18 protein-coding genes are annotated in these 23,080 nt (G+C 39.1%); 3 read left to right on the top strand and 15 right to left on the bottom strand.

Features of this window, described 5'->3' with window-relative positions:
* Positions 1–55: 55 nt before the first annotated feature.
* The 6 genes from G7058_RS09435 to G7058_RS09410 form a co-directional block, all read right to left on the bottom strand.
* Positions 56–1,507 carry an alpha-N-arabinofuranosidase gene (locus G7058_RS09435; RefSeq protein WP_227004431.1) on the bottom strand — a complete coding sequence of 484 codons (1,452 nt, stop codon included), beginning with the start codon at positions 1,505–1,507 and terminating at the stop codon, positions 56–58.
* A 20-nt stretch (positions 1,508–1,527) separates the two neighbouring features.
* Entirely contained in the window at positions 1,528–2,481 is a 954-nt protein-coding gene (locus G7058_RS09430) for a glycoside hydrolase family 43 protein (RefSeq protein ID WP_166063306.1), read from the bottom strand.
* A 12-nt stretch (positions 2,482–2,493) separates the two neighbouring features.
* The gene (locus G7058_RS09425) at positions 2,494–3,117 is read right to left on the bottom strand and encodes a DUF624 domain-containing protein (RefSeq protein ID WP_166063305.1); all 624 of its coding nucleotides are present in this window, start codon (positions 3,115–3,117) and stop codon (positions 2,494–2,496) included.
* Between the two features lie 34 nt (positions 3,118–3,151).
* On the bottom strand, positions 3,152–3,988 hold the full coding sequence (locus G7058_RS09420; protein WP_166063304.1) for a carbohydrate ABC transporter permease: 837 nt from the start codon (positions 3,986–3,988) through the stop codon (positions 3,152–3,154).
* A 14-nt stretch (positions 3,989–4,002) separates the two neighbouring features.
* Positions 4,003–4,935, bottom strand: coding sequence for a carbohydrate ABC transporter permease (locus G7058_RS09415; protein ID WP_166063303.1), 933 nt, complete (start codon positions 4,933–4,935; stop codon positions 4,003–4,005).
* A 65-nt stretch (positions 4,936–5,000) separates the two neighbouring features.
* Entirely contained in the window at positions 5,001–6,383 is a 1,383-nt protein-coding gene (locus G7058_RS09410) for an ABC transporter substrate-binding protein (RefSeq protein WP_166063302.1), read from the bottom strand.
* A gap of 423 nt (positions 6,384–6,806) precedes the next feature.
* Here G7058_RS09410 and G7058_RS09405 point away from each other — a divergent pair, with 423 nt between their 5' ends.
* Complete coding sequence (locus tag G7058_RS09405; RefSeq protein WP_166063301.1) at positions 6,807–7,709, top strand: ArsR/SmtB family transcription factor; 903 nt, start codon at positions 6,807–6,809, stop codon at positions 7,707–7,709.
* 128 nt (positions 7,710–7,837) lie between these two features.
* On the opposite strand, the gene arfA is transcribed toward G7058_RS09405, so the two are convergent.
* From arfA to G7058_RS09375, 6 genes are all read right to left on the bottom strand, one after another.
* Positions 7,838–9,337 (bottom strand): arabinosylfuranosidase ArfA, encoded by a 1,500-nt coding sequence (gene arfA / locus G7058_RS09400; protein WP_166063300.1) that lies wholly within the window; start codon positions 9,335–9,337, stop codon positions 7,838–7,840.
* 83 nt (positions 9,338–9,420) lie between these two features.
* Positions 9,421–10,062, bottom strand: a complete 642-nt coding sequence (locus G7058_RS09395) for a YesL family protein (protein WP_166063299.1) — start codon at positions 10,060–10,062, stop codon at positions 9,421–9,423.
* An 11-nt stretch (positions 10,063–10,073) separates the two neighbouring features.
* Entirely contained in the window at positions 10,074–10,973 is a 900-nt protein-coding gene (locus G7058_RS09390; RefSeq protein WP_166063298.1) for a carbohydrate ABC transporter permease, read from the bottom strand.
* Between the two features lie 11 nt (positions 10,974–10,984).
* On the bottom strand, positions 10,985–11,953 hold the full coding sequence (locus tag G7058_RS09385; protein ID WP_227004430.1) for an ABC transporter permease: 969 nt from the start codon (positions 11,951–11,953) through the stop codon (positions 10,985–10,987).
* 80 nt (positions 11,954–12,033) lie between these two features.
* A complete protein-coding gene (locus G7058_RS09380; RefSeq protein ID WP_166063296.1) occupies positions 12,034–13,746 on the bottom strand; it encodes a type 2 periplasmic-binding domain-containing protein in 1,713 nt (570 codons plus the stop codon).
* Between the two features lie 307 nt (positions 13,747–14,053).
* On the bottom strand, positions 14,054–14,809 hold the full coding sequence (locus tag G7058_RS09375) for a helix-turn-helix transcriptional regulator (RefSeq protein ID WP_166063295.1): 756 nt from the start codon (positions 14,807–14,809) through the stop codon (positions 14,054–14,056).
* A gap of 106 nt (positions 14,810–14,915) precedes the next feature.
* Between G7058_RS09375 and G7058_RS09370 the strand changes: the two genes are divergently transcribed.
* Positions 14,916–16,826, top strand: coding sequence for a right-handed parallel beta-helix repeat-containing protein (locus tag G7058_RS09370; RefSeq protein WP_166063294.1), 1,911 nt, complete (start codon positions 14,916–14,918; stop codon positions 16,824–16,826).
* A 203-nt stretch (positions 16,827–17,029) separates the two neighbouring features.
* Here the strand turns inward: G7058_RS09370 and G7058_RS09365 are convergent, their stop codons facing one another.
* The 3 genes from G7058_RS09365 to G7058_RS09355 are packed head-to-tail and all read right to left on the bottom strand — an operon-like array spanning position 17,030 to position 21,585.
* Entirely contained in the window at positions 17,030–18,634 is a 1,605-nt protein-coding gene (locus G7058_RS09365; RefSeq protein WP_227004527.1) for a glycoside hydrolase family 43 protein, read from the bottom strand.
* Between the two features lie 45 nt (positions 18,635–18,679).
* Positions 18,680–20,560 carry a sialate O-acetylesterase gene (locus G7058_RS09360; protein ID WP_166063292.1) on the bottom strand — a complete coding sequence of 627 codons (1,881 nt, stop codon included), beginning with the start codon at positions 20,558–20,560 and terminating at the stop codon, positions 18,680–18,682.
* A 5-nt stretch (positions 20,561–20,565) separates the two neighbouring features.
* Entirely contained in the window at positions 20,566–21,585 is a 1,020-nt protein-coding gene (locus G7058_RS09355; RefSeq protein ID WP_166063291.1) for an endo-1,4-beta-xylanase, read from the bottom strand.
* A 296-nt stretch (positions 21,586–21,881) separates the two neighbouring features.
* Between G7058_RS09355 and G7058_RS09350 the strand changes: the two genes are divergently transcribed.
* Positions 21,882–23,066, top strand: a complete 1,185-nt coding sequence (locus tag G7058_RS09350; protein WP_166063290.1) for an ROK family protein — start codon at positions 21,882–21,884, stop codon at positions 23,064–23,066.
* Positions 23,067–23,080: the final 14 nt, after the last annotated feature.

Raw genomic sequence — 23,080 nt, 5'->3', positions numbered from 1 at the left:
TTCTCATCCGTCAACTTCAGTAATTGCTCATTTCTTTCGCAACCAAAGCAGGTCATTATTTCTCTTCCTTCACATAGATAGAAACAACGCTCTTTGGCGGCAAAGTAATTATTAATGTCTCTCCATCCACCTTGTAAGTTTTGAATGCTTCAACAGTCACGCGTTCCGGTTCTTCAAAAGTATTATGTGCATCCAATTCTTCGCTAACTAGTATTTCTGCGTTAACATTTTGAATAGGGAAGCCAAGGTCCAGTGTCACTTCATCAGACTCATCAACTGCATAATTACAGAATGACAATGTGATTATGCCCTCTTTCTTAGACACTGTATAACTTGTTGTTTCTTTCATATCACCCCATGAATCAATCTTTGTTGCATCCATGTGATTCTTATACAAATTAAAGACATGATACGTAGGTGTCTTAATCATTTGGTCGCCGTCCGTCAAAATCATGGATTGCAGCACATTAACCATTTGTGCGATGTTCGCCATATGGACACGATCTGAGTGCTTGTGGAAAATATTTAATGTTAAACTCGCAATCATTGCATCACGAATCGTATTTTGTTGGTAAAGGAATCCTGGATTAGTACCTGGCTCAACAGCTAGCCATGATCCCCACTCATCAACGATTAAGCCCACACGTTTTTCTGGATCATATTTGTCCATAATTGTACTGTGTTTGGTAATTAATTCATCCATTAAATTCGCACTGTCAATTAATGAGTACCATTCTTTCTCAGGGAATCCAATAGCTGGACGTTTATCTTCCCATACAGATGCCAGTGAATAGTGGTGCAGACTTATCCCATCCATAAACTGATGGGCATTCTTCATCAGAACTTCCATCCAGTCATAGTCATCAATATTAGGGCCGCATGCAATTTTGTAAATGCTGTCCGTTGTGTAATTTCTTACATATGTCTGATAGCGACGATACAAGTCGGCGTAGTATTCAGGGCGCATATTACCGCCGCAACCCCAGCTCTCATTACCAACTCCAAAGAACTTCATTTTCCACGCTTCTTCTTGACCATTTTCACGTCTTAAATCTGCCATTGGAGATGTCCCTTCCATGGTCATGTATTCTACCCATTCTTGCATTTCTTGAACTGTACCACTCCCAACATTTCCGTTGACATAGGCTTCAGCACCCACTTGTTTACAAAGTTCAAAAAATTCATGCGTTCCGAAATGATTATTTTCAGTCACACCACCCCAGTGTGTATTTACAATAGTTTTTCGGTTTTCAACAGGGCCAATTCCATCTTTCCAATGGTACTCATCCGCAAAACAACCACCTGGCCATCTAATTACCGGAACTTTAATTTCTCTCAAAGCCTCAACAACATCCTGACGAATGCCATTTACATGTGGAATCGGTGAATCTTCTCCTACCCAGACACCTTCATAAATACATCTCCCTAAGTGCTCAGCGAATTGGCCATAGATATACTTGCTAATTGTTCCAGTCTCTCGAGTTGAGTCAACAATAATTTTCTTCAATGTTTTATCATCCTTTTAAGTTATTTTCCTGGTTCACCAAATTCAGGGAATCCCGCTTCATTCCAAGTAAATACTTGTGCATTTGCATGACGGTCGGGAACATCTAGCGGATCGCCTGCTTCTACTTTTTTTGGTCTTGCATGATAAATAAGAATATCTTCTTCACCGTCTTCACTAATTGTAAAACTGTTGTGTCCGGGTCCATACAGACTATTTTCTTCTGAACTCATAAATACCGGTTCTTCACTCTTATGCCAATTGTAGCCATCCAATAAATCAGAATCTCCATCCGCCCACAGCAGACCCATACAATAATTCTCGTCCGTAGCACTTCCAGAATATGTGATAAAAATCGTGTTGTGACGAATAATAACCGCTGCTCCCTCATTTACCCAAAATCCAACCTTTTCCCAGTCATAGTGTGGAATGGACAAAAGAATTTGTTCACCTTTTAAGGTCCAAGGGTTTTCCATTGCTGAAATATAGAGGTTTGAGTTCCCAGGAATAGCCGGATCTTTTTGTGCCCAAACATAATAGAGTTCATCTTTCCATTCAAAGACAGTCGCGTCCAGACTAAAACTCTCAAAAGCTGTTTTCACTTGACCTTTTTCAATCCACGTACCCGTTAAAGGATTTTCGTCACTACACTCTAGTACGTACATTCGGTGTTGGAATGTCCCTTTTGCCACATCGGGATTTCCCGCTGCTGCGAAGTAGATATACCATTTATCATTTAAATAGTGAATTTCCGGCGCCCAAATCAACTGGCTCATTGGTCCAGAATCATGTGCTGTCCATACAGTCGCAGTTTCACCATCACTTAGCTCGTTTAATGTTCTTGCTCTTCTCACTTCTATTTCTTGATATCCCGGAACTGATCCAGTGAAATAGTAATAACCATCCGTGTGTTTGTATACCCACGGATCAGCGCGTTCGATAACGATTGGGTTGTTGTATATGCGTTTGCTAGTCATAACATTCATCCTTTATATTGTTTTTATTAAAACTTTTTTCTCATAAAGCTCATATATAGTCACTTTATTCATCGTGAATATTGTTGCAGAAATCAAAAAGAGTAACATGCTTATTGGAATGAGATAAGCAATAATAATACTGATAGACATAAGCCCAAGAGTAAAAATACTAGTTTTGGGAAGTAACAACGGACCAGTGATAATGACTTTAATTTTAGACTTAATATCTCCTTCCCCCATAATTATTACAGGGGAGAATAAGACGGCTGTTACAAATATATATAGTAAGAAGAGGAGTGTTGGAATTAGTAATATAGCCGCCATTAAGGCTTCTTGTTTCATTAGAGTTATATTGAAATAGGTAATGAATCCCATTACAGCGTAAATAGCTCCAATACAATTTGCTTTAACAAAAAACTTTAAATAGTAAGAAATATAACTTTTTATTATTGGAAGAAGACGATTTTGTGGTTCAAATAAATCTTCGTCGTTAAATATCTTGAACAGTGCAAATGAAGCCGGGAAAAAACCTAGGATACCTACTCCAACAGCGACACCTAATAACCATAAGCTATTTAATAACACCAAATACATGATTATTTCCATCCATCTCATTGCTTTATCTGACCACTCCATCAAATACTCCTCCCTTTATAAATCATTTTTTAAGTTATCCTTTGACCCCACTTAATGCCACAGATTCAATAATCTGTCTTTGGAAAATAATAAATACCGTTAATACGGGAATTAATGATATAACAGAAGCAGCCATTATGAGTGGATAGTCGGTTTGAATAGCATAGGCAGCATTCAAGTTAGCTATAACAACTTGTAATGTTTGTTTCTCAGGACTATTCAAATATAGTAATGGCGCTAGATAATCATTCCAAGCTCCCATAAACCATAATATAAATTGCGCTGCAATTGCCGGTTTTATAGCTGGAAATATTAACTTAGTGAACGTTTGCATGTATGTCGCACCGTCAATTTTCGCTGCTTCAATGATAGAATCTGGAATATTATTTAAATACTGTTTTAAGAAAAATATCATTGTGATATTCCCAAACATCCCAGGAACTATTAAGGGCAACAATGTATTAACCCAACCAATTTTAGAAAACATAACAAATTGCGGAATCATTATACTTGGATACGGTATCATCAAACCAGACAACAACAATAAGAATATAAGGTTTTTATAAGGCAATCTTAGTTTGGCAAATGAAAAAGCTGCGATACTGGAAGTGATACTTCCGACAACCGTTACAGAAAGAGATACAATTATCGAGTTCTTAATTCCACTCCAAAGTGTGCTTAGCTCACTCAGCCTTTCAAATGCCTCAAATGTGAATGGATCCGGAATCCATTGTGGGGGTAAAGAAAATACACCCGCCTTATTCTTAAATGATGTCGAAATCATCCAAAGTAAGGGAGCAATCATTATGATTCCTCCTATTGCAAGAATGAGTGTTATCAGCCCATTCACCTTTCTAGATTCATTTTTCATTTTAATGGGCCTCCTTAATCTAACTTGTAATCAGAACGTTTATTCAGGTGGAACTGTAATGCTGTAATAACGAATATCAACACACCAAGAACAACCGAAATCGCGGAAGCATAACCCATTTTCCAGTTATTGAAAGCTTGTCTCCATAAATACCAGACAACAGTTGCTGATGAATACTGTGGACCACCAGTTGGCGTCATGATATTAATTTCGGTAAACATTTGTGAACCGCCTATAATATTTGTGACAATTAAAAAGAATGTAATAGGTCTCACCATAGGCCACGTAATATATTTAAATCTTTGTAAAGCATTTGCACCGTCCAGTTCAGCAGCTTCATAAAAGGTTTTTGGAACACTTTGGATAGCTGCAAGATATAAGAGCATGGAATAACCTAAACCTTTCCAAACTGTCATAATGATAATAGCTGGTTTGATTGTGTTCACATTTTGAAGCCAGTTGGGCCCCTCAACACCAATTAGTGCTAAAGCCTGATTAACTAGACCGAAGTCGCCGTTGTACGCCCACTGCCATAAAATCGAAATAGCTGCCAGTGATGACACGACCGGAATATAGTAGATAACCCTGAAAAAAGTTTTCCCGACAATTTTTCTGTTTAATGCTGAAGCCAGTAAGAAAGATAAAATTAGTCCAACTGGGATCCCAAGCATTAAATAAAAAGTATTACCAAGCGTTTTCCAAAAATATGGATCTTTAATTAAATTTTTATAGTTGGTCAGTCCTGTGAAATTCATCTGACCAATTCCGTTCCAATCTGTAAACGAACCGTATAAACTCACAAAGAAAGGAAATAAAGTAAAAATAATAAAACCGATTATCGGAATCAAGATAAACAAAAAAGCAGCGCGATACTCATTGTTGTAAAGTTTACTCTTACTTTTTTTCGTCTTTTTTATCTGGGTATTACCCAATGTATTTGTTTCCATGATTAATTTAACCTCCTTAATAGAGAAAGAGCATCTCACAGGCAGTTAGATGCTCTTTCATAAAATTAATTAGCTGATTGCTCGTGCTGAATAATGGATGCATCTAGTAATTCTTGCATTCTTGGTTGAACTTGCTTCACATATTCTTCAGCTGTTTGCTCTCCATCTAACACCGGTTGAATATTGATGAAAAACTCGTCATACCATTCTGCAGTATAAGTTCTTGCAGCAGGTAAAGCACGACCATATTCACCTACGATATCAACAAATTCCTTTTTATTGTTTGGAACTGATTCCGTATCAGCAGCCCATTCATCTGCCATATCAATTAAGTTAGGAATTTGTATTTGTGCATCTACCAATTGTTGTTGACCTTCTTTAGAGGTCGAAAGATACATCGCTAATTCAATTGCTTCATCCACATGCTTAGTTGCTTCTGATACACCGATTCCCAACGATCCAATATATGTTGCCGCAACACCCGTCTTACCAGCAGGCCACGGAACTAAATCATATTCGAAATCAAGTGTCGCATATGTACTCATATCCCAAGGTCCAACAGGGAAGAAAGCAATCTCTCCATTCATCCAGCGTTGATAAGTATCTAAAGTTTGTGCTTGTGCTACTGAAGGTGTTAGTCCATGAACGTTTTGTAAATCCGCAAAATATTGTAGAGCTTCTATAAATTCTGGACTATCAATTAAAACTTCAGAGTAATCTTCACTTAAATACTCGCCGCCATTACTCCAAACAAATGCATGAAGCGACCAGTTAACATTGAATCCTGTCGCCCATTGATCCAACTCCCCATCTCCATCGTTATCCTTAGTTAGCTGTTTTCCTACTTCTACAAATTCTTCAAAGGTGTATGGTGTATCAGGATCTGGTAAATCTATACCTGCTTCTTCAAACATAGCTTTGTTGTACCCAAGCGCAAATGGCCCAACATCTTTCGGTAAGCCATAGATATTTCCTTGTCCAATATTTTTTCCGTCATATCGGTAACTATTAATTCCGTACTCCCAAACATTTTCAATATCGAAATCAGAATTTTCCACTTCTTCAGTAATGTCTTTTAAGATACCATTATCTACATAAGCCATAACATCCCCTTGTTCGACATAAAATACGTCAGGAATATCATTTCCAGCTATTGCTGCCTGAAGCTTCGTTGCATATTGATCAGCATCTGTCGAAATAACATTTACACTTACACCAGGATTAGCATCCTCAAATGCATTTATCGCTGCTTGGTATGCCTTTTTCTCATCTTCGCCACCCCTGAACATGAATGTGAGTTCTTTATCTCCATCACTTCCGCCTGTGCCTTGAGATCCTCCGCTATCGGCAGTTTCTCCTCCTCCACACCCTACTAGTGCTAAAGCTGATAAAAAAGATAATGAACCTGCGAGCATCTTTCTTTTGTTAAACAAATTGAACCCCTCCATTAGTTAGTTTTTTTCTACGTGAATGGTATTCCAAGAAAAGAGTTAAAATAGTATCTATCTGTATTGCTGTCAGTAAATAATATTGTTACGTTAATCTAACACATCGTTTTATTCGCTTCGGAGTTGAGTCATACCTTTTCTTTTTTAAAACTAAATTCTAATAACGGTTAGAAGCAAATCAACTGTGCACAGGTCAAAATGCCTTAACTTTTGAGTAAAGTATATATTTAATTGAAAGCGTTGTCAATAATGTTTTTGTTATTTATACTGTTTTTTTAATTTTATTATTAACTAAAACGTTAACCATAACTAATTTAATTGCCGTTTTTTATATCTTTATTGTACCTGTTTAATTTTTATTGACTTTTATAACGTAAACATATATATTAACCTTATATATTAATTTTGAGAGTAGGTGAAAGAATGCAACTTGATATTACTGAGAACTCCCTCATTGTGTACGAAGCTCTTGCAAGCGAGGTCCGTCTTAAGATTATCCAATTATTATCCAAACGCATTATGAATATTAAAGAACTAGCTGAAGAACTCCAATTAAGCAGTGCAATTGTCTCGAAGCATATTAATAAATTGGAAGATGCAAAAATTATTAAAACCGAACGCATTCCAGGTAAATCTGGTACTCAAAAAGTTTCAATACTGAAAGTTGATCACATCGATGTGGTATTCCCTGTTCAAATCTATCCTTCCTATGAATTGTATGAAGTTTCGATTCCGATTGGTCACTATACAGACTATCATATTGAACCATCATGTGGTTTGGCCGACAACAAAGATTTTATCGGTAATGTTGATGAGGCCAAATACTTTATGGATTCCCGTAGAATGAATGCTAGTATTTTATGGTTTACATCCGGCTATGTGGAATACAAGACACCGAATTTTATTAAACCCGAAAATATTTTGCAGCAAATAGACATTAGTATGGAGATTAGTTCCGAGTTCCCGTTCTCAAATGATGTTTGGCCATCTGACATAACCTTTACTTTAAATGATGTCGAGCTTGGAACCTGGACTAGTCCAGGTGATTTTTCTGATACTCGCGGCCGTTTGAATCCCGAGTACTGGCCAGACAATTTGAATCAGTATGGGCTATTGAAAACAATTCGAATCACGAATCACGGAACATATATGGATGGCGATCCTATATCTGATGTTACTTTATTGGACATCAACGATCGCTTAGATATTTGGAATCTCAAAATAGAGGTTAAGGAAGACGCTCAAAACGTCGGTGGCGTTACTCTATTTGGTAAATACTTTGGGAATCATGAGCAAGATATCGTAGTCAAAACTTATTATTCATAAGCGAGAGGGCTGGGAGTGTACCCGCCCTCTCTTTGTGTCCTATAGATTTTTATTAACTGAAGTGTTGAACACTCCTAATATAGACATAATAAACCCTCTCAAACTTACTGTTCGAGAGGGTTTACGTTTTATTTCACCTTAATACGAATCACATTCCAGGATAAGGGAGAAAGTGATGTCGTTAGTTGATTGTCAGCGATCGTTGCTTTTTGGACAATTGATGGTTTAACAACTTCTGCACCCGCTGCATTTGTTGCTTTTACATCGAAGCCTTCCATTGCTGTTTCTTCAATAATCGATTCAAATTCGAAGCCTTCTTGCTCAAATACAAATTCAAGTGTTTCTTCTTGTGAACGGTTCACAGCGAAGATAACTAATTCGTTGTTTTCTTCGTTGTAAGTCGCAATAGTTTCTAAGTAAGGAACATGCTTGAACCCTTCCACACTATATGAGTCTGATTCAACAGATGGCGTTAGAACAACACCGCGTCCGTGGTTCGAAACATGCATGAATGGATAGAAAATTGTTTGTTTCCAAGTTTCTCCATCATTTTCAGTCATGATTGGTGCGATTACGTTAACTAATTGGGCGAGACACGCGATTTTCACACGATCAGAGTTCTTAAGCAACGTTATCAACAAACAACCGATTAATAAAGCATCTTCAAAGTTGTAGATGTCTTCCAATAATGGCGGAGCGATTTGCCATGGCTCCATGGCAGCATCTTGCTCATTCGAGTGATACCATACGTTCCACTCATCAAATGACAAGTTAATCTGCTTGTCGCTCCCTTTTTTAACTTTCACGTAGTCACAGATAGAAACAACTGTCTTAATGAATTGGTCCATATCTAATGATTGCGCTAAATAATTTCCTAAGTCATTCTCAGGGTTTCCGTAATAGCAGTGGAGAGATAAGTAGTCTACATATTCATATGTATGCTCTAAAACGACACGTTCCCAGTCTCCGAACGTCGGCATCTTGCTGGATGAGCTTCCGCAGACAACTAACTCAATACTATCATCAACGAGTTTCATTGCTTTTGCTGTTTCAGCAGCTAAACGGCCGTACTCTTCAGCTGTCTTGTGACCAATTTGCCATGGTCCATCCATTTCATTACCCAAGCACCATGTCTTAAATCCAAATGGCTTTTCAGTACCATGCTCTTTTCTGAGGTCACTCCAATAAGTACCGCCTTCAAAGTTACAATATTCTAAAAGTTCCATTGCTTCCTGGATTCCTCTTGTACCCAAGTTTACAGCCATGTTTACTTCCGTATCAACTTCTTTAGCCCACTTCGCAAACTCATGAACACCTACTTGATTCGTTTCAATGGTCCGCCACGCTAAATCCACTTTACGCGGACGGTTTTCTTTTGGTCCGACACTGTCTTCCCACTTGTAACCTGAAACAAAGTTACCACCCGGATAACGAACAAGCGGTACATTCAATTCTTTAACCAATTGTTTAACGTCGTTTCGGAATCCTTCTGCGTCTGCAGTTTCATGCGTTGGCTCGTAAATACCATTGTAGACAGCTCTTCCTAGATGCTCTATAAATGATCCGTATAAACGCTCATCAATTTCACTGATTTTTTGATGACGTTGTACTCTTAATTTAGCTTTCATAGAATCCTCCTGTGAACTTTGATTTAAATTTTGAAGGAGCCAAAAGCACATAAAACGTGTGTTTTTGACTCCTTCACAAAAATCTAAAGAGTGAGTTTACTATTTAAATGCTCTAGTAAATCTTCATCTGTATAATTATTAAATAGCGTTTCTAAACGCGGACAAATTTTGGATAATGAATAGGCAGGTACGATTATAACCAAAGCCGGGATAAGATACACTGCTGAAACCGAGATTACGGTCACAAACAAAACATACAGTGTCACTTTAAAGTGAGCGATTGATAGGACAAAAGCATTTTTCCAAACAGTCTTAAGGTTATCTTCAAATCGTGAGATATATGCCAATACCATCACTAATATAGGCGTAATCAAAATGATAACAACTAATAAGAATATTTGTGAAAAATGGTTTAACCAAGACCCTGCTAAATCATTGACTAACAGCATTTGATTTAATCCAAATACCAGTGTGATCATAAAATATATTAACCATGAAACAGTCGCCTGCGGGAGAGAGTTTTTGAATGTTTTCCAAAAGACACTCCATACGATGCCGTTCCCTTCTTTCATTCTCACTTGGACTGCACGATACGTCGCACTTGTTGCTGCACCAATTGTGACAATGGGTATTGAGAACACAAACCACAAGATACTGAACATTAACATATCTGCGACCCAGCTCATTTTCTCTAAAAATTCCGTTCCAGCTTTTGATTTAAACATATTTATCCCTCTTATTCTTTTACCCCACCAATTGTTAAACCACTAATAAAGTAACGTTGTAAAAATGGATACAGACACACAATAGGTAAAGCTGTAATAATTGTTGTTGCTGCACGAATGGACATTGGAGTTACCATTGATGCTCCGGCATTCTTCATGTCGTTCGCATTTGCCCCTTGACTCGTTACGGATGAAAGAAGCTTCATCAATTCATATTGCAAGGTTGTGTAGCGTTCGCTAAAACCATTATAGATCATTGTGTCAAACCATGAGTTCCATTGTCCAACAGCGATAAACAAGGCTACCGTTGCCAAAACAGGTTTACATAGCGGGATAATAACTTTCATGAATATTGTGAAATACCCGGCGCCATCAATTTGAGCCGATTCGACCAAACTTTCAGGAATACCGCGGATATACGTCCGAATAACTAACAAGTTAAAGGCACTGATCATCCCTGGAATAATGTATACCCAGAATGTGTTTGTGAAGCCTAAGCGATTCAACCATAGGTAGTTTGGAATCAAACCTGCGTTAAAATACATTGTGAAAATGAATAGTAAGGTAATCGGTGTCCGGAAAATGAATTCTTTTCTACTTAACACAAATGCTAGTAAAGATGTTAGGAACAATTGTGATACGGTACCAATTACAGTTCTTAAAACCGTGTTATATGCTCCTGTCATCAAAGATTTTTTTGATAGCACAGAGCGGTAGTTATCGAGTGTGAATTGCCGCGGGAAAATAGTAATCCCGCCCCTGATTGCATCGAGTCCTTCGTTAAACGAAACTGCCAACGTATTCAAAATTGGATAAAGAGTCGCTAAGAAGAAGAAAATCAAGAAAATCCACTTAACTACATCAAACACTATATCTGAAATAAATACTCTCTTTTGCACTGATTTTTGCATTGATATCCCTCCTAGAACAGACTTTCTTCCCCTGCTGCTTTTGAAAACTTATTAGCGATTGTGATTAAGATTACGGAAATAACACTATTGAAAATACCAGCTGCTGTTGCGAGCGAGTAGTTACCCAAGCTGATTCCATATCTCAATACGTAAATATCAATTGTTTGTGAAACTTCTTGTACCAGACCATTACCTAATAGGTACTGAACTTCAAATCCGGCATTCATAATGTTCCCGATATTGATTAACAACAGAATGAAGATTGTTGGTTTAATACCTGGTAATGTGATATGCCAAATTTTTCTCAGACGACTTGCGCCATCCATTTCAGCTGCTTCATAAAGTTCATCATTAATTGATGACATTGCTGATAGATAAATGATACTTCCCCAACCCGTACTCTTCCAAACGTTGGAGAAACCAACAATCCACCAGAAATACTTGGGATCCGCCAGGAAGTTAATCGGTTGATCGATAAAATTAAATGTCATTAATAGTTGATTAATAACGCCCGTTTCAGTAGATAATACATCCAAAACGATACCAGTTACAATTATCCAAGATAAAAAGTGAGGTAAGTAAGAAACTGTTTGGATGACTTTCTTGATTGATTTGTTTTTCAATTCATTTAGCATAACAGCAAATGTGATTGAGAAGAAGAAGCTTAGTGATAGATTGATGATACTCATTGAAATAGTATTGCGAATGACTCGAATAAATGATGAATCCGAAAATAGCTGCTTAAAATTTGCTAGTCCGACCCATTCTTGTTCGAACATACCTAAAGCTGGTTTGTACTTTTGAAACGCCATTGTCCATCCCACTAATGGGGCATAATTGAATACAAGAATATAAATAACAAATGGTAAGGCAATAAGAATGAGTTCCTTTTGTTGCCATATTCTTGTCGCCAATGTTTTCTTTTTCTTTTCCTTCTTCACCACGACATCTTTTGCTGCATCCATATACAATTTCTCCACCTTCCTTTACCAAAATCGAAATCTATATAAATTTTGTGAAGAGGACGGTCCCCCTTCACAAAATTTAATAAATCATATTTCTATTCTTCGCCTAATTTTTCTAAAATTTCTTTTTCAGATTCAACACGACGTTTTACTTCTTCAGTCAATGCACCTTCGAATGCTTCTACATCAACTTGATCTTCGTATTCCGCCATGTAAGCAGCCCAGTTATCTTCGAACTTATCTGGTCCACCCATGATAATTTGTGGCAACCATTTCATTTTAACTTCTGTCATCTTTTGGTTAGCAATTCCAGCTGGTTCGTCTGCTGTCCAAGTACCACGTTCAGTATAGATTGGGAACCAAGGATATACCGGATCTTGAACTTCCATGAAGTCTGCCCATTTCTCGTGGCCATAAGCTTCAAGAACTTCTAAGTCGATATCAACAAGGTTAGCTTGGAATTCTTCAACTTGCTCATGTGGCAATACCGCGTTAATTCCATCTGGCAACATTCCTCTATATGATGTGATGTAACCATAGTCTAATCCATTGTTATCTACCCAGTCAGTATTACGCCAGTTCGCACGTTGCTCTTCTGTACGATAGAATTTACCATTCTCATCAATTTCGTAGTCGATGCCTTCTTCACCCCAACCACGAAGAATCATTGCTTCCTCACTTACTACGCCATCCAAGAATGCTAATGTTCCTTCTATGTCATCGTTACTTACAGTGATACCTAGACCACCGTTTGTATTCAATGCTGGTGCTTCTCTATATTGTGGTTGTACAGATGGATCAAGTACGAGACCGAATGGAATGTAAGTCAATTCGTCTTTTCCTTGTGATCTTAGAGAGTTGACAGCTTGTTCAAATTGCCAGTATTGGTCAATCATACCCAATACACGCCCGGAAGAAATCTTCGCGATATATTGGTCATATTTAGCTGTGAATGTCTCAGGGTCGATGACGCCATTCGCATATTCATCTGTGAGTTTTTTGAAGTATTCTTTTGCTTCCGGAATAGTGTCGTAAACTTTTGCTTCCAGTGTTTCCGGATCTACGATTGCAGCTCCATCGTTCGGATAACCAGCAAGGAATGCAGGTGGATTTTCTAGAGCAAAGTAACGCCAGTCATCAGATAGAACCTCAAATCCGATTGTTGGTTGTCCATCTGTTTCTGGATGTTCTGCCAAGAACGCATTGATTAACTCGAAATACTCATCAACTGTCTTGATTTCTGGGTAATCTGCCCACTGTAGAACTCTCTTTTGAATCCAGAAAGCTTCTTGTCCGTAGTTTGTTTCTGTGTTTTCTCCACGAACGGAACTAAATGTTGGAATTGTGTAGATGTGACCATCATTGGCTGCTTTTATTTTTTCCCACTCAAGGTCTGTATAGAGTGCTTTTAAGTTTGGATAGTCATCAATATAGTCCTCAAGCGGAACGAAAGCTCCAGCATCAACCATTTGTGAGTAACCATCAGAAGCATCTACTAAGTCTGGATACTCGCCACCAGCAATCATAACGCCAATTCTCTCTTTTGCTGTTTGACCTGTTAACCATGTAACTTCTGCTCTTGCTCCAATTAGTTCCGCTAATGCGACGTTAATACGGTTGTCTTCCGGTAGTTCTTTACCTGCAACCCCCATGAAGGCACTATAAACTCTAATGTCATCATTGGTTGCTGTTGTATCTCCGCCACTTGTTGATCCATTTTCACCAGTAGTTCCGCTTTCGCTACTACAACCTGCTAATAATGCAGCACAGGAAAAAGCTGCTAAAGACCATTTAACAATTTTTTTCATTTGACTTCCTCCGAAAAATTTATTTGGAAAGCAATACGAATATAACTTATGCACGTACCTAAATTTAAAAGTCTTTTACTCCTATAACCAAATACCGCTTACCCTAAGCCTTCATCTCCTTCCTGTAGATAAATTATTTGGAACAGAATCGGGAAGCGTTTACAACATAGCTCAAAAAAATTGGGTGCCTCCCTGAAAAGCAATCCATAGGTTTGTTTATAAGCTAAACTAACTTATCTAAAGTTTAAGCTAAAATGAATGCGCTGTCAACAGTAAAATGCTTTTTTTTATCATTCTACCACGAATATTAACCTTTATTCCGGAACTGTAAGGGGGTACATGCAATGATATTCTGGAAATTCCGATTGAAAGTTCGCATGTTCTGATAGCCGCAGTCCATAGCAATTTCTGAAATGCTCTTCTGGGTCCCGCGTAATTGATAACAGGCCTGGGAGATGCGGTATTGATTTAAATAGTCATTGAAGCGATAAGTGGTGACCTTCTTGAATAATTTCGATAAGTAAAAGTAATCGTATTTAATATTTGCCGCTGCTATTTTTAAAGTAATTGCTTCCATATAGTGTTCATCCACATAGGCAATTAACGATTGAACTGCTTTCGTTTGCGCCGAATATTCGACTTTTATTAACGAGCTATTTGTGACTAATTGGTCACATACACCATACAAAAATGATTTTTGATAGTAATAAGAATCTATTTTGGAGACGGGAAATGGTTTTTCTAGTCTTAAAATCGGATTTTCCGGCACATAGCCTTTGTATTTGGTAAAAAAACTACCAATTAGTTCTGGTGAGAATACTAGGATTTGTAAACGTGCTTGTTCGATAAAAATGATTTCGTGCATTTGATTTGGAAATACAAAAATACACTCCCCTTTCTTCAGTTGCCAATTTTCCTGCTCAATGGAGACTGAGATTGTCCCTTTCTCTACCCAGATTAGTTCGGCTGCGCGATGAAAATGAACCGGAAAATTTTGATCCACAAGTTCTATCAATGAGAAGAAATTATGATTCTCGATTGCATAGTCCTCAAAGAAAAACATAAGCACCTCCAAAAATGACTAATTTTGTCTATCAGTATACTATTTATCGCCTAGATTGAGAAGCGCTTTCATGACATAATAAAATAAAAATAGAGGAGTGACAAAATTGAATACAATTTATCATGTTGCGAAAAGTGGAACTAAAACTGGAAATGGATCAACCGAGAATCCTTTCTTGACTATTAACCAAGCCGCTCAGGTCGCTGTTGCCGGGGACACAATATTTGTCCATGAGGGTGTTTATCGGGAGTGGGTTTCCCCTGTTAACGCTGGTCTGAATCATCACCGTCGTATTACCTATCAAGCTTTCCCGGGCGATAAAGTTACAATTAAAGGTTCGGAAGAAATCAAGTCTTGGGAACACATCCAGGATGGTATCTGGAAAGTTACCCTTCCCCATTCCTTTTTTGGAGACTTCAACCCTTACAAAGAAGAAGTTTTTGGCGACTGGCTCCAAAAAGAAGATCCGCGCCGTCATCTAGGTGACGTCTATTTAAACGGTATGTCTTTCTTTGAAGCAGAGACGTACGAGGAACTGGAAAATGCCGAGGTACGTACGGAGCGGCCTGACTATTGGACCCAAGAAACCTATACCTATGTCAATCCTGAGCAAACAAAATATATGTGGTATGCAGAAGTGTCAGCGGAAACTACAACCATTTTTGCAACATTTTACGAGGCTGATCCAAACAAGGAAAGTGTTGAAATCAACGTCCGTAAAGCATGTTTTTCACCTTTAAAAGTTGGAATTGATTATATTACTGTTCGTGGCTTTGAAATTTGTCAGGCTGCAAGTCCGTGGACCCCACCCACTTCCGATCAAATTGGAATGGTTGGTCCCAATTGGAGTAAAGGCTGGATTATCGAAGACAATATTTTGCATGATGCCAAATGTAGTGCCATCAGTATTGGTAAGGAAGGCTCTACTGGACATAATCACCACAGTTTCCGTGCTGATAAGACCGGTCACCAATACCAATTAGAAGCTGTTTTCCTCGCTCACCGCATTGGTTGGAAGAAAGAAACGGTTGGTTCACATGTTATTAAGAATAATACGATTTATGATTGCGGGCAAAATGGGATCGTCGGCCACTTGGGTTGTGTGTTCAGTACGATTGAGAACAACCACATTTACAACATCGCTAGCAAACGTGAATTCTACGGTCATGAAATTGGCGGAATTAAACTGCATGCACCGATTGATGTTGTAATTAAAAATAATCGTATTCATGATTGTTCATTGGGAATTTGGCTGGATTGGCAAACACAAGGGACACGTGTACATGGCAACGTCTTTTATCGTAATAATCGCGACTTATTTATTGAAGTAAGCCATGGTCCTTATGTCGTTGATCATAATATCTTTGCTTCTCCTGTTGAGTTGGACAACTTTGCTCAAGGTGGTGCTTATCTCCACAACTTGTTCTGTGGGCCTTTTGAAATTCAAAACGTCCTGAATCGTTCCACACCTTATCACTTCCCGCATAGCACGGATGTGGCAGGCTTCTCCTTTGTCCACAGTGGAGACGATCGCTTTATGAATAATATGTTTATGCAGACAAATTCAAAACGGACAGTTGGAACGGCTGGTTACGATGATTTTACAACAACGTTTGAAGAATACTTGGAAGTCATGAGTAAAGACCGGACTGGACTATGGGAAGGTCAACAAGCAATCTACTTAGATAACAATGCTTACTTCAACGGTGCTACCGCTGCCAAGCACGAAGCTACGAGTCATACATGGAAAGATTTCAATCCAAATGTTACTTTGGAGGAAGAAGATGGTCGTTTGTACCTTTCCTTTGAGTTGCCGGAAGACTACATTGCGAAAGGTGATATTATTGAAACGAAAACACTCGGTACAGCGCGAATCGTGGCTGCACCATTCGATGCACCAGACGGCAGTGATTTAATTTTCGATACCGATTTGAATGGCAATAAACGCCTCGAAAAAGCAGATATCGGACCTTTTGAACAATTGAAAGGTGGAACAAACCGCTTCAAGATTTGGTAATACAAACAAGAAAACGACCTTGCGGGGTCGTTTTTTGTTTGGATTAGTTTATTCGGATTTTTGATGGTTGAAAATTCATTATAAAGTCCGTATTGTCATTTATTCGGACTTTCTTAACTTGCTTTTTGCTTGAAAAGCCCGAATCGTACAAAGCGCCGCCCCAAAAAGATAAAACACCCCGAAAAATCAGGGTGCTTTTGATATTATTTTTCTTCGTAACGGAAGTAGTCGAAGTCTGCTGGTAATCTTCTACCAGAAATATCGATACAGTGCATTCCAACGAACGCGCCTGTAAAGAATCCTGCTTGTTCGATATAGTCATCTGAAAGCTTGTAGCTGTCAAAAGCAACATCGATACGCTCATAGTTCTCACCATCAAATGAATAGGAGAAGTAGTAGTGTTTTGCATCCACTTCGACACGGAAGTAAACAGATTCCACATCTTCAGGAACTGGAATTTCATTTCCTTGGATTGGATGTGTTGTTTCGAAACGCTCACACGCCATCAAATCAATCACGCGGCCTTTTTCTTCGTTCCAGGTTACGTTCGCTGTTGTCCAATTACGTGTATTATAGTAGCAGATTAAACCAGCCATTTGTTGGAAACTTTCCGGTTCAAACGCCACTTTTGTTTCTGCAACAAACTCAAATGATTGCCATCTTCTGGCAACCAATGACTGTGTAAAGAGTGAATGCAAAGATTCACGTCCATATAGACGTAAGTGCCCCGGACGCTCTGTCAAACTACCAATTTCTTCGTTAAACGGAATACGCAATGTATTAAAGTGAATGTTCAATTCTTCTGAATCAAACTCATCTTTCACCGGGTAATTCATTTCAAAGGTATGCTCCGGCAAATCAGGTGCTTCTACCTCTACACTCGGTTTGTTTCCGCCCACAATGTATGGCCAGTCATTTTCCCAGTAAACTTTTTGAATTGCCGTTTCTCTTCCTAATGGACAATATCCGCGGCTTTCCAACATCTTGACGCCATCAAGTTTCAGTGGACGACCTGTTAAATGCGCGAAGTACCATTCGCCATTTTGCGTTTCAACGAAGGAACCATGACCTGCCTTTTGTAGGGGCAATAGTGGATGTGCCCATGAAGAAATTAAGGGATCATGTGGATGTAACTCATAGGGTCCATCAATATTTTTTGAGCGTGAGACAGATGATGCGTGCTCAAATTTCGTTCCACCTTCTGCAACTAACAAGTAGTAGTAACCATTCATCTTATACAAGTGAGGGGCTTCAGTCAAACCAAGTTCTGTCCCTTTGTAAATAACTTTACTTTCACCCACTAATTTTTGCTCTTCAACGCTGTACTCTTGCAGAACAATTCCGTAGAAACTGTGTTTATTTGAACGGTGGTCCCACATCATGTTAACTAACCATTTACGGCCGTCTTCATCGTGGAATAACGATGGGTCAAAACCAGAGTTATTTAGATAAATAGGTTCGCTCCACTCGCCATCAATCGTCTCACTCGTTACCAAGTAGTTTGCCCCATCTTTGAATGTATTTCCTTCCACAACTTTTACGTCAGAGTAAATCAACCAGAATTGCCCGTCTGCATACGTCAATGCCGGTGCCCAAACCCCACCTGAATCCGGATTTCCAAGCATATTTAGTTGGCTTACACGGTTGACCGGATGGCTGACTAGTTGCCAGTTCACCATATCTTTCGAATGGTGAATTTGTACGCCTGGGAACCACTCAAATGTAGAGGTTGCGATATAGTAGTCCTCACCTACTCTACAAATACTTGGATCTGGATTGAAACCTTTAAGAACTGGGTTTTGTATCATTTTAGTCATGGATAAATCAATCTCCTTCACTCTTGTTTTTTATTATTATTTTTCCCACAGAAACGGACCGACTGGATAGCCGTCTTTACTAAATAACGCCGGATTTTCCGGATTATTTAGATACGCATAACGGACGCCTCTGATAGAGGTGGTGTTTGGTAGTGAGAGCAGGACCGTCGTCTTATCGGTCTTTACAGAGACTTCCTGCCAGTCACCATCCGCCGTTAAAACTTCCATATACGTATTCGCATTCATTTGCTGAATTTCGGTATCGAAAGTTAGCACCACATTATCGTGCTTCTGTACCACATCTTGTAAGTGTGGTTTCGTTATTTTTTCTTCTTGTCTATAAGTCTCATGTAGAGCATCCGCCGCCATACGATTCGCTAGCGTTTTTTTATTATGCGGATGTAAATCGTTTGCCTCACCAATATCAATCGAAACGGTCATATTTGTTCTCGGAACCGTTCTTTCGACTTCTGCTTGTTGAAGACGTAACGCTCCCCACATTCTATCGTCTTCCTGTGCCAATGGATCAGAGTAGTTCGTCAGTTGGACATATAGAAATGGCAACGTATGGTCATTCCAATGCAGACGCCAACGCCCCACCATCCGCTTCATCAAATCAGCGTATACTTCAGGAGCACCCGTATTTGATTCTCCTTGGTAGAAGAGAAAACCGGCTATTGGGTAGTCTTTCAACGGATAGAGCATACTGTTGTGGACGCCAGTAGGTCCGTATTGAATAAAAGTAATCTGTGCTAACGCATCCACCTTTGCAACACGTTTAGCCTTCCAGACACCCGCTAAATTAATGGGTTCTCCATCGCCTTCTAGCAAATACTCTTTTCCAGGCCCACCGACAAAGCCGCCATTATCGCCATTGATTAGAAGTCTGACAGCCAGTACATTTTCGCCTAATTGGATGACACCTTTGGGAACTGGATATTTCCGTGGTGGATAACGGTATTCTGTTTTTCCGATTGGAACACCATTTAACCAAACTTCGTCATAATCTATTAGTGCACCGAGATTTAAGCGTGCTTTCTGCTCAAACAGATTCAGGTCTTCAACTTGGAAATTTTGTCTAAACCAAATCGCACCGGCCTCAGAACCAACACTGGTTCCTTTTAACATACCGGGAACCGTTATCTTTTCCCAACCGCTATCGTCAAATGCTGGTTCCGTCCAATGATCATAAGGATCTTGTGTTTTTTCTAATTTCTCAACTTTTTCATACCATTTCTGAACACGTTTTTCATCTCGCTTCGTTACATCTTCAATCCAGCCAGCTGTCTGAAGCTTTTCAAGCTTATCTGTCGCCTCTGGATAATCAGTTAAATCATCGGCAGTCATCCACGCCTCGATCGGGGTTCCGCCAACCGCAGTCATTAAGATACCTACTGGTACATTCAATTTACGATGAAGATTCTCCGCAAAGAATGTTCCCAACGCACTCATTTCCAAGGTGTTATCCGGTGTTGCTGTTCGCCACTTTCCACTTAGTTTGGACAGTTCTTGGGGACCAGAAAAATCGAATTCGATAGGCACTCGGAATTCTCTCACCAACGGCAGTTGCATTGTTTCAATTTCAGTTTCGTAGAGATCGTGCGCACGGTCCAATAGCATTTCCATATTGGACTGGCCCCCTGCTAGCCAGACTTCACCAATGTAAATGTCGGATAGTGAGCGTTCCTCACTACCGCGAATATTTGCAGTATAAGGACCGCCCGCAGTTCTTTCGCTGAAATAGACTTTCCAACTGCCATCTGCTCCGGCTGTCGTTTCCACTGTTTCATTTTCTAAGCTGATATACATGTGTTGATTTGGTACATCGAACCCCCAAAAACAAATCGGTTTATTCTGTTGGACGACCATACCATCGCTGATAATCGGAGGTAATTTAAACATTGTTTGTTTTTCCATAAGGCTTATTTCTCCTCTAATGTGTTAACAACACGCCAGAATGCTGGCTTTGGTTCACTCTTTTCATCTAATAAGAACGGCCAATTTTTTCTGTCTGGAACAGGAAAGCCGTCTAGCCACGTATATGCATCATCCACTCCCCAAAATGTGACTGAATCAATTACATCACTGTGTGCTCTGAATATTTTGAAGAATGCCTCGTAACGCTTGGCTTGCAGTTCCAACTGCTCTTCGGTCGGACGCAATAAATCTGTTCTTCTGTCTTCAAAATCAAATACGGATACATCCATTTCTGTTATATGGAGGCGCACGCCAAGTGACGCATATTTTTCAATCGCTTGCTCAATATCCGTCAGTGAAGGGTTATTTAAGTTCCAGTGGCATTGTAACCCAATCCCATGTACTGGAACCCCTCGTTCTAACATTCCTTTGACTGTTGTATAAATCTTTTCAACTTTCTCAGGTGTTGATTCGTTGTAATCATTGTAGAACAATTGTGCCTTGGGATTTGCAGCATGTGCAATTCGGAACGCTTGGTCTATAAAGTCCTCACCCATAATCTTATACCATAAGGATTCGCGTAGACGCATGCCTTCTTTATCCTCAATCGCTTCATTTACAACATCCCAACAAAGGATTGAGTCTTCGTAATGCTTCATCACCGTTTGAATGTGAGTCGTCATACGTTCTAACAGGAGCTCTTTAGATGCCAATGTGGTTTTATCTTTATCGGTGTAAAAGACCCATTCTGGTGTCTGATTATGCCACACAAGGGTATGTCCGCGTACAACCATGTCATTCGCTTTTGCAAAAGCCACAATACGGTTTCCTTCTGAAAAGTCGAAAACGCCCTCTTCTTCCTGAATGCTTACAAATTTCATGCTGTTTTCTGCCGTTAAACTATTAAAATGCTTAGCTAAGACTTCTTCTCTCGTTTCAAGTGTAAAATCATTTACGGCAGCACCGATTCGAAAAGAATCGTGAAAAACTTCTTTTAAACGTGGAATAATTAAGTGGTCTGTCATCTTTTCGTTCTCCCAGTAGTTATTTTTGTGAATACGTTTACACGTAAATACTAGCAACTGTGATCGTCAATCCGTGTTTGTTTATTTAAAATAGCGTTCCTCCTGTATTTTCTCTGTTCAAACTAACAATATTGTGGTAATGTAACAGCAACGCCGTTAGTTTGTATAACTAACTAATTGATTATATAATAAAGTAATCGCTTTCACTTGTCAACTGTACAAACTAAAGTATAATAAGATTTATTGGACAGATTACATGTATATGACTTTTATATCAGCCAAGAGGAGGACACACTATGATAATTGACCGTTACAAAATTAGAGAGCAAAATGAAACGTTGGTCTTATCAACCATTATCCATAATGCCAGCATTTCGCGCGCTCATATTTCACAGCTTACTGGCTTAAATAAAGCATCCACCTCAGCAATTGTTAAAGATTTAATTGATGAATCACTGGTAATAGAGATTGGTACTGGTGATAGTACGTCCGTAGGTGGCCGACGCCCTATCCAACTGTCACTCAATAAAAATGCTGGCTTTTCGTTAAGTATTGATCTGGGATACGACTATATTTCGTCGATGCTGACGAACTTGAATGGTGAAATAATTGCAGAATTCAAAGAGAAGAACTTTTATGTCCGCAAAGATAACGTGATTGAAAAGATTAAACAAACCATTCGCTCTTATGAAACATATTATTTAGATTGTAAATTCCGTTTAATCGGTGTTACCCTTGCTATCCATGGAATTGTCGACCAAGAAGATATTATTTTTACTCCTTACTATGATTTGGATCAAATTGATTTAGCCTTCGAATTGCAGCAAGCCTTGGATATGCCTGTTTATGTTGAGAACGAAGCGAATTTGACAGCCTTGGCCGAAACATCTTTTTCTACTAATAAACTGAACCTGGTCAGCGTCAGTATCCACAGCGGAATTGGAGCAGGCATCATTATTAACGGCGAGCTTTACCATGGCCGAAACGGGCACAGTGGAGAAGTCGGCCATATGATTCTCTATCCTCATGGTGTTGCGTGCCCGTGCGGGAATAAAGGGTGTTTAGAACAGTACTGTTCCGAAAAAGCAATTCTGCAGCAATATCGCCTTTTAAAAGCAGATGACACGCGTACACTGTATGATTTAGCGGAGGACTATGATGCAGGAGACAAAGATGTCATAACGTTCATCGAAAAGGCCGCCCACGAAATCAGCATCGGTATCCGTAATATTATTTCTGGCTTTGCTCCCGGCGTAGTCTATATCAATAGTCCACTCACACGTAAATTACCTTTTCTACTAACCTTGATTAATAACTGCATCCGCAGTAAATTTTCGAAAGAAGTTCCGATTCTGACTTCAGAAATCGGAGCAACAGCATCCTTACTTGGTGCAGCGGTTCTTAATTTACAAAACTTTTTTAATATTCCTCATCTTCATTTTTCCGAAGAACCGTTAGAAAAATTAACACCAGTCCTTTAATCGAGCTAAGCTCA

Source organism: Jeotgalibaca porci (assembly GCF_011299095.1).
Lineage (GTDB): Bacteria > Bacillota > Bacilli > Lactobacillales > Aerococcaceae > Jeotgalibaca > Jeotgalibaca porci.
Note: the sequence above shows the minus strand (reverse complement) of the source record. Positions and strands in the feature narration are given on the sequence as shown.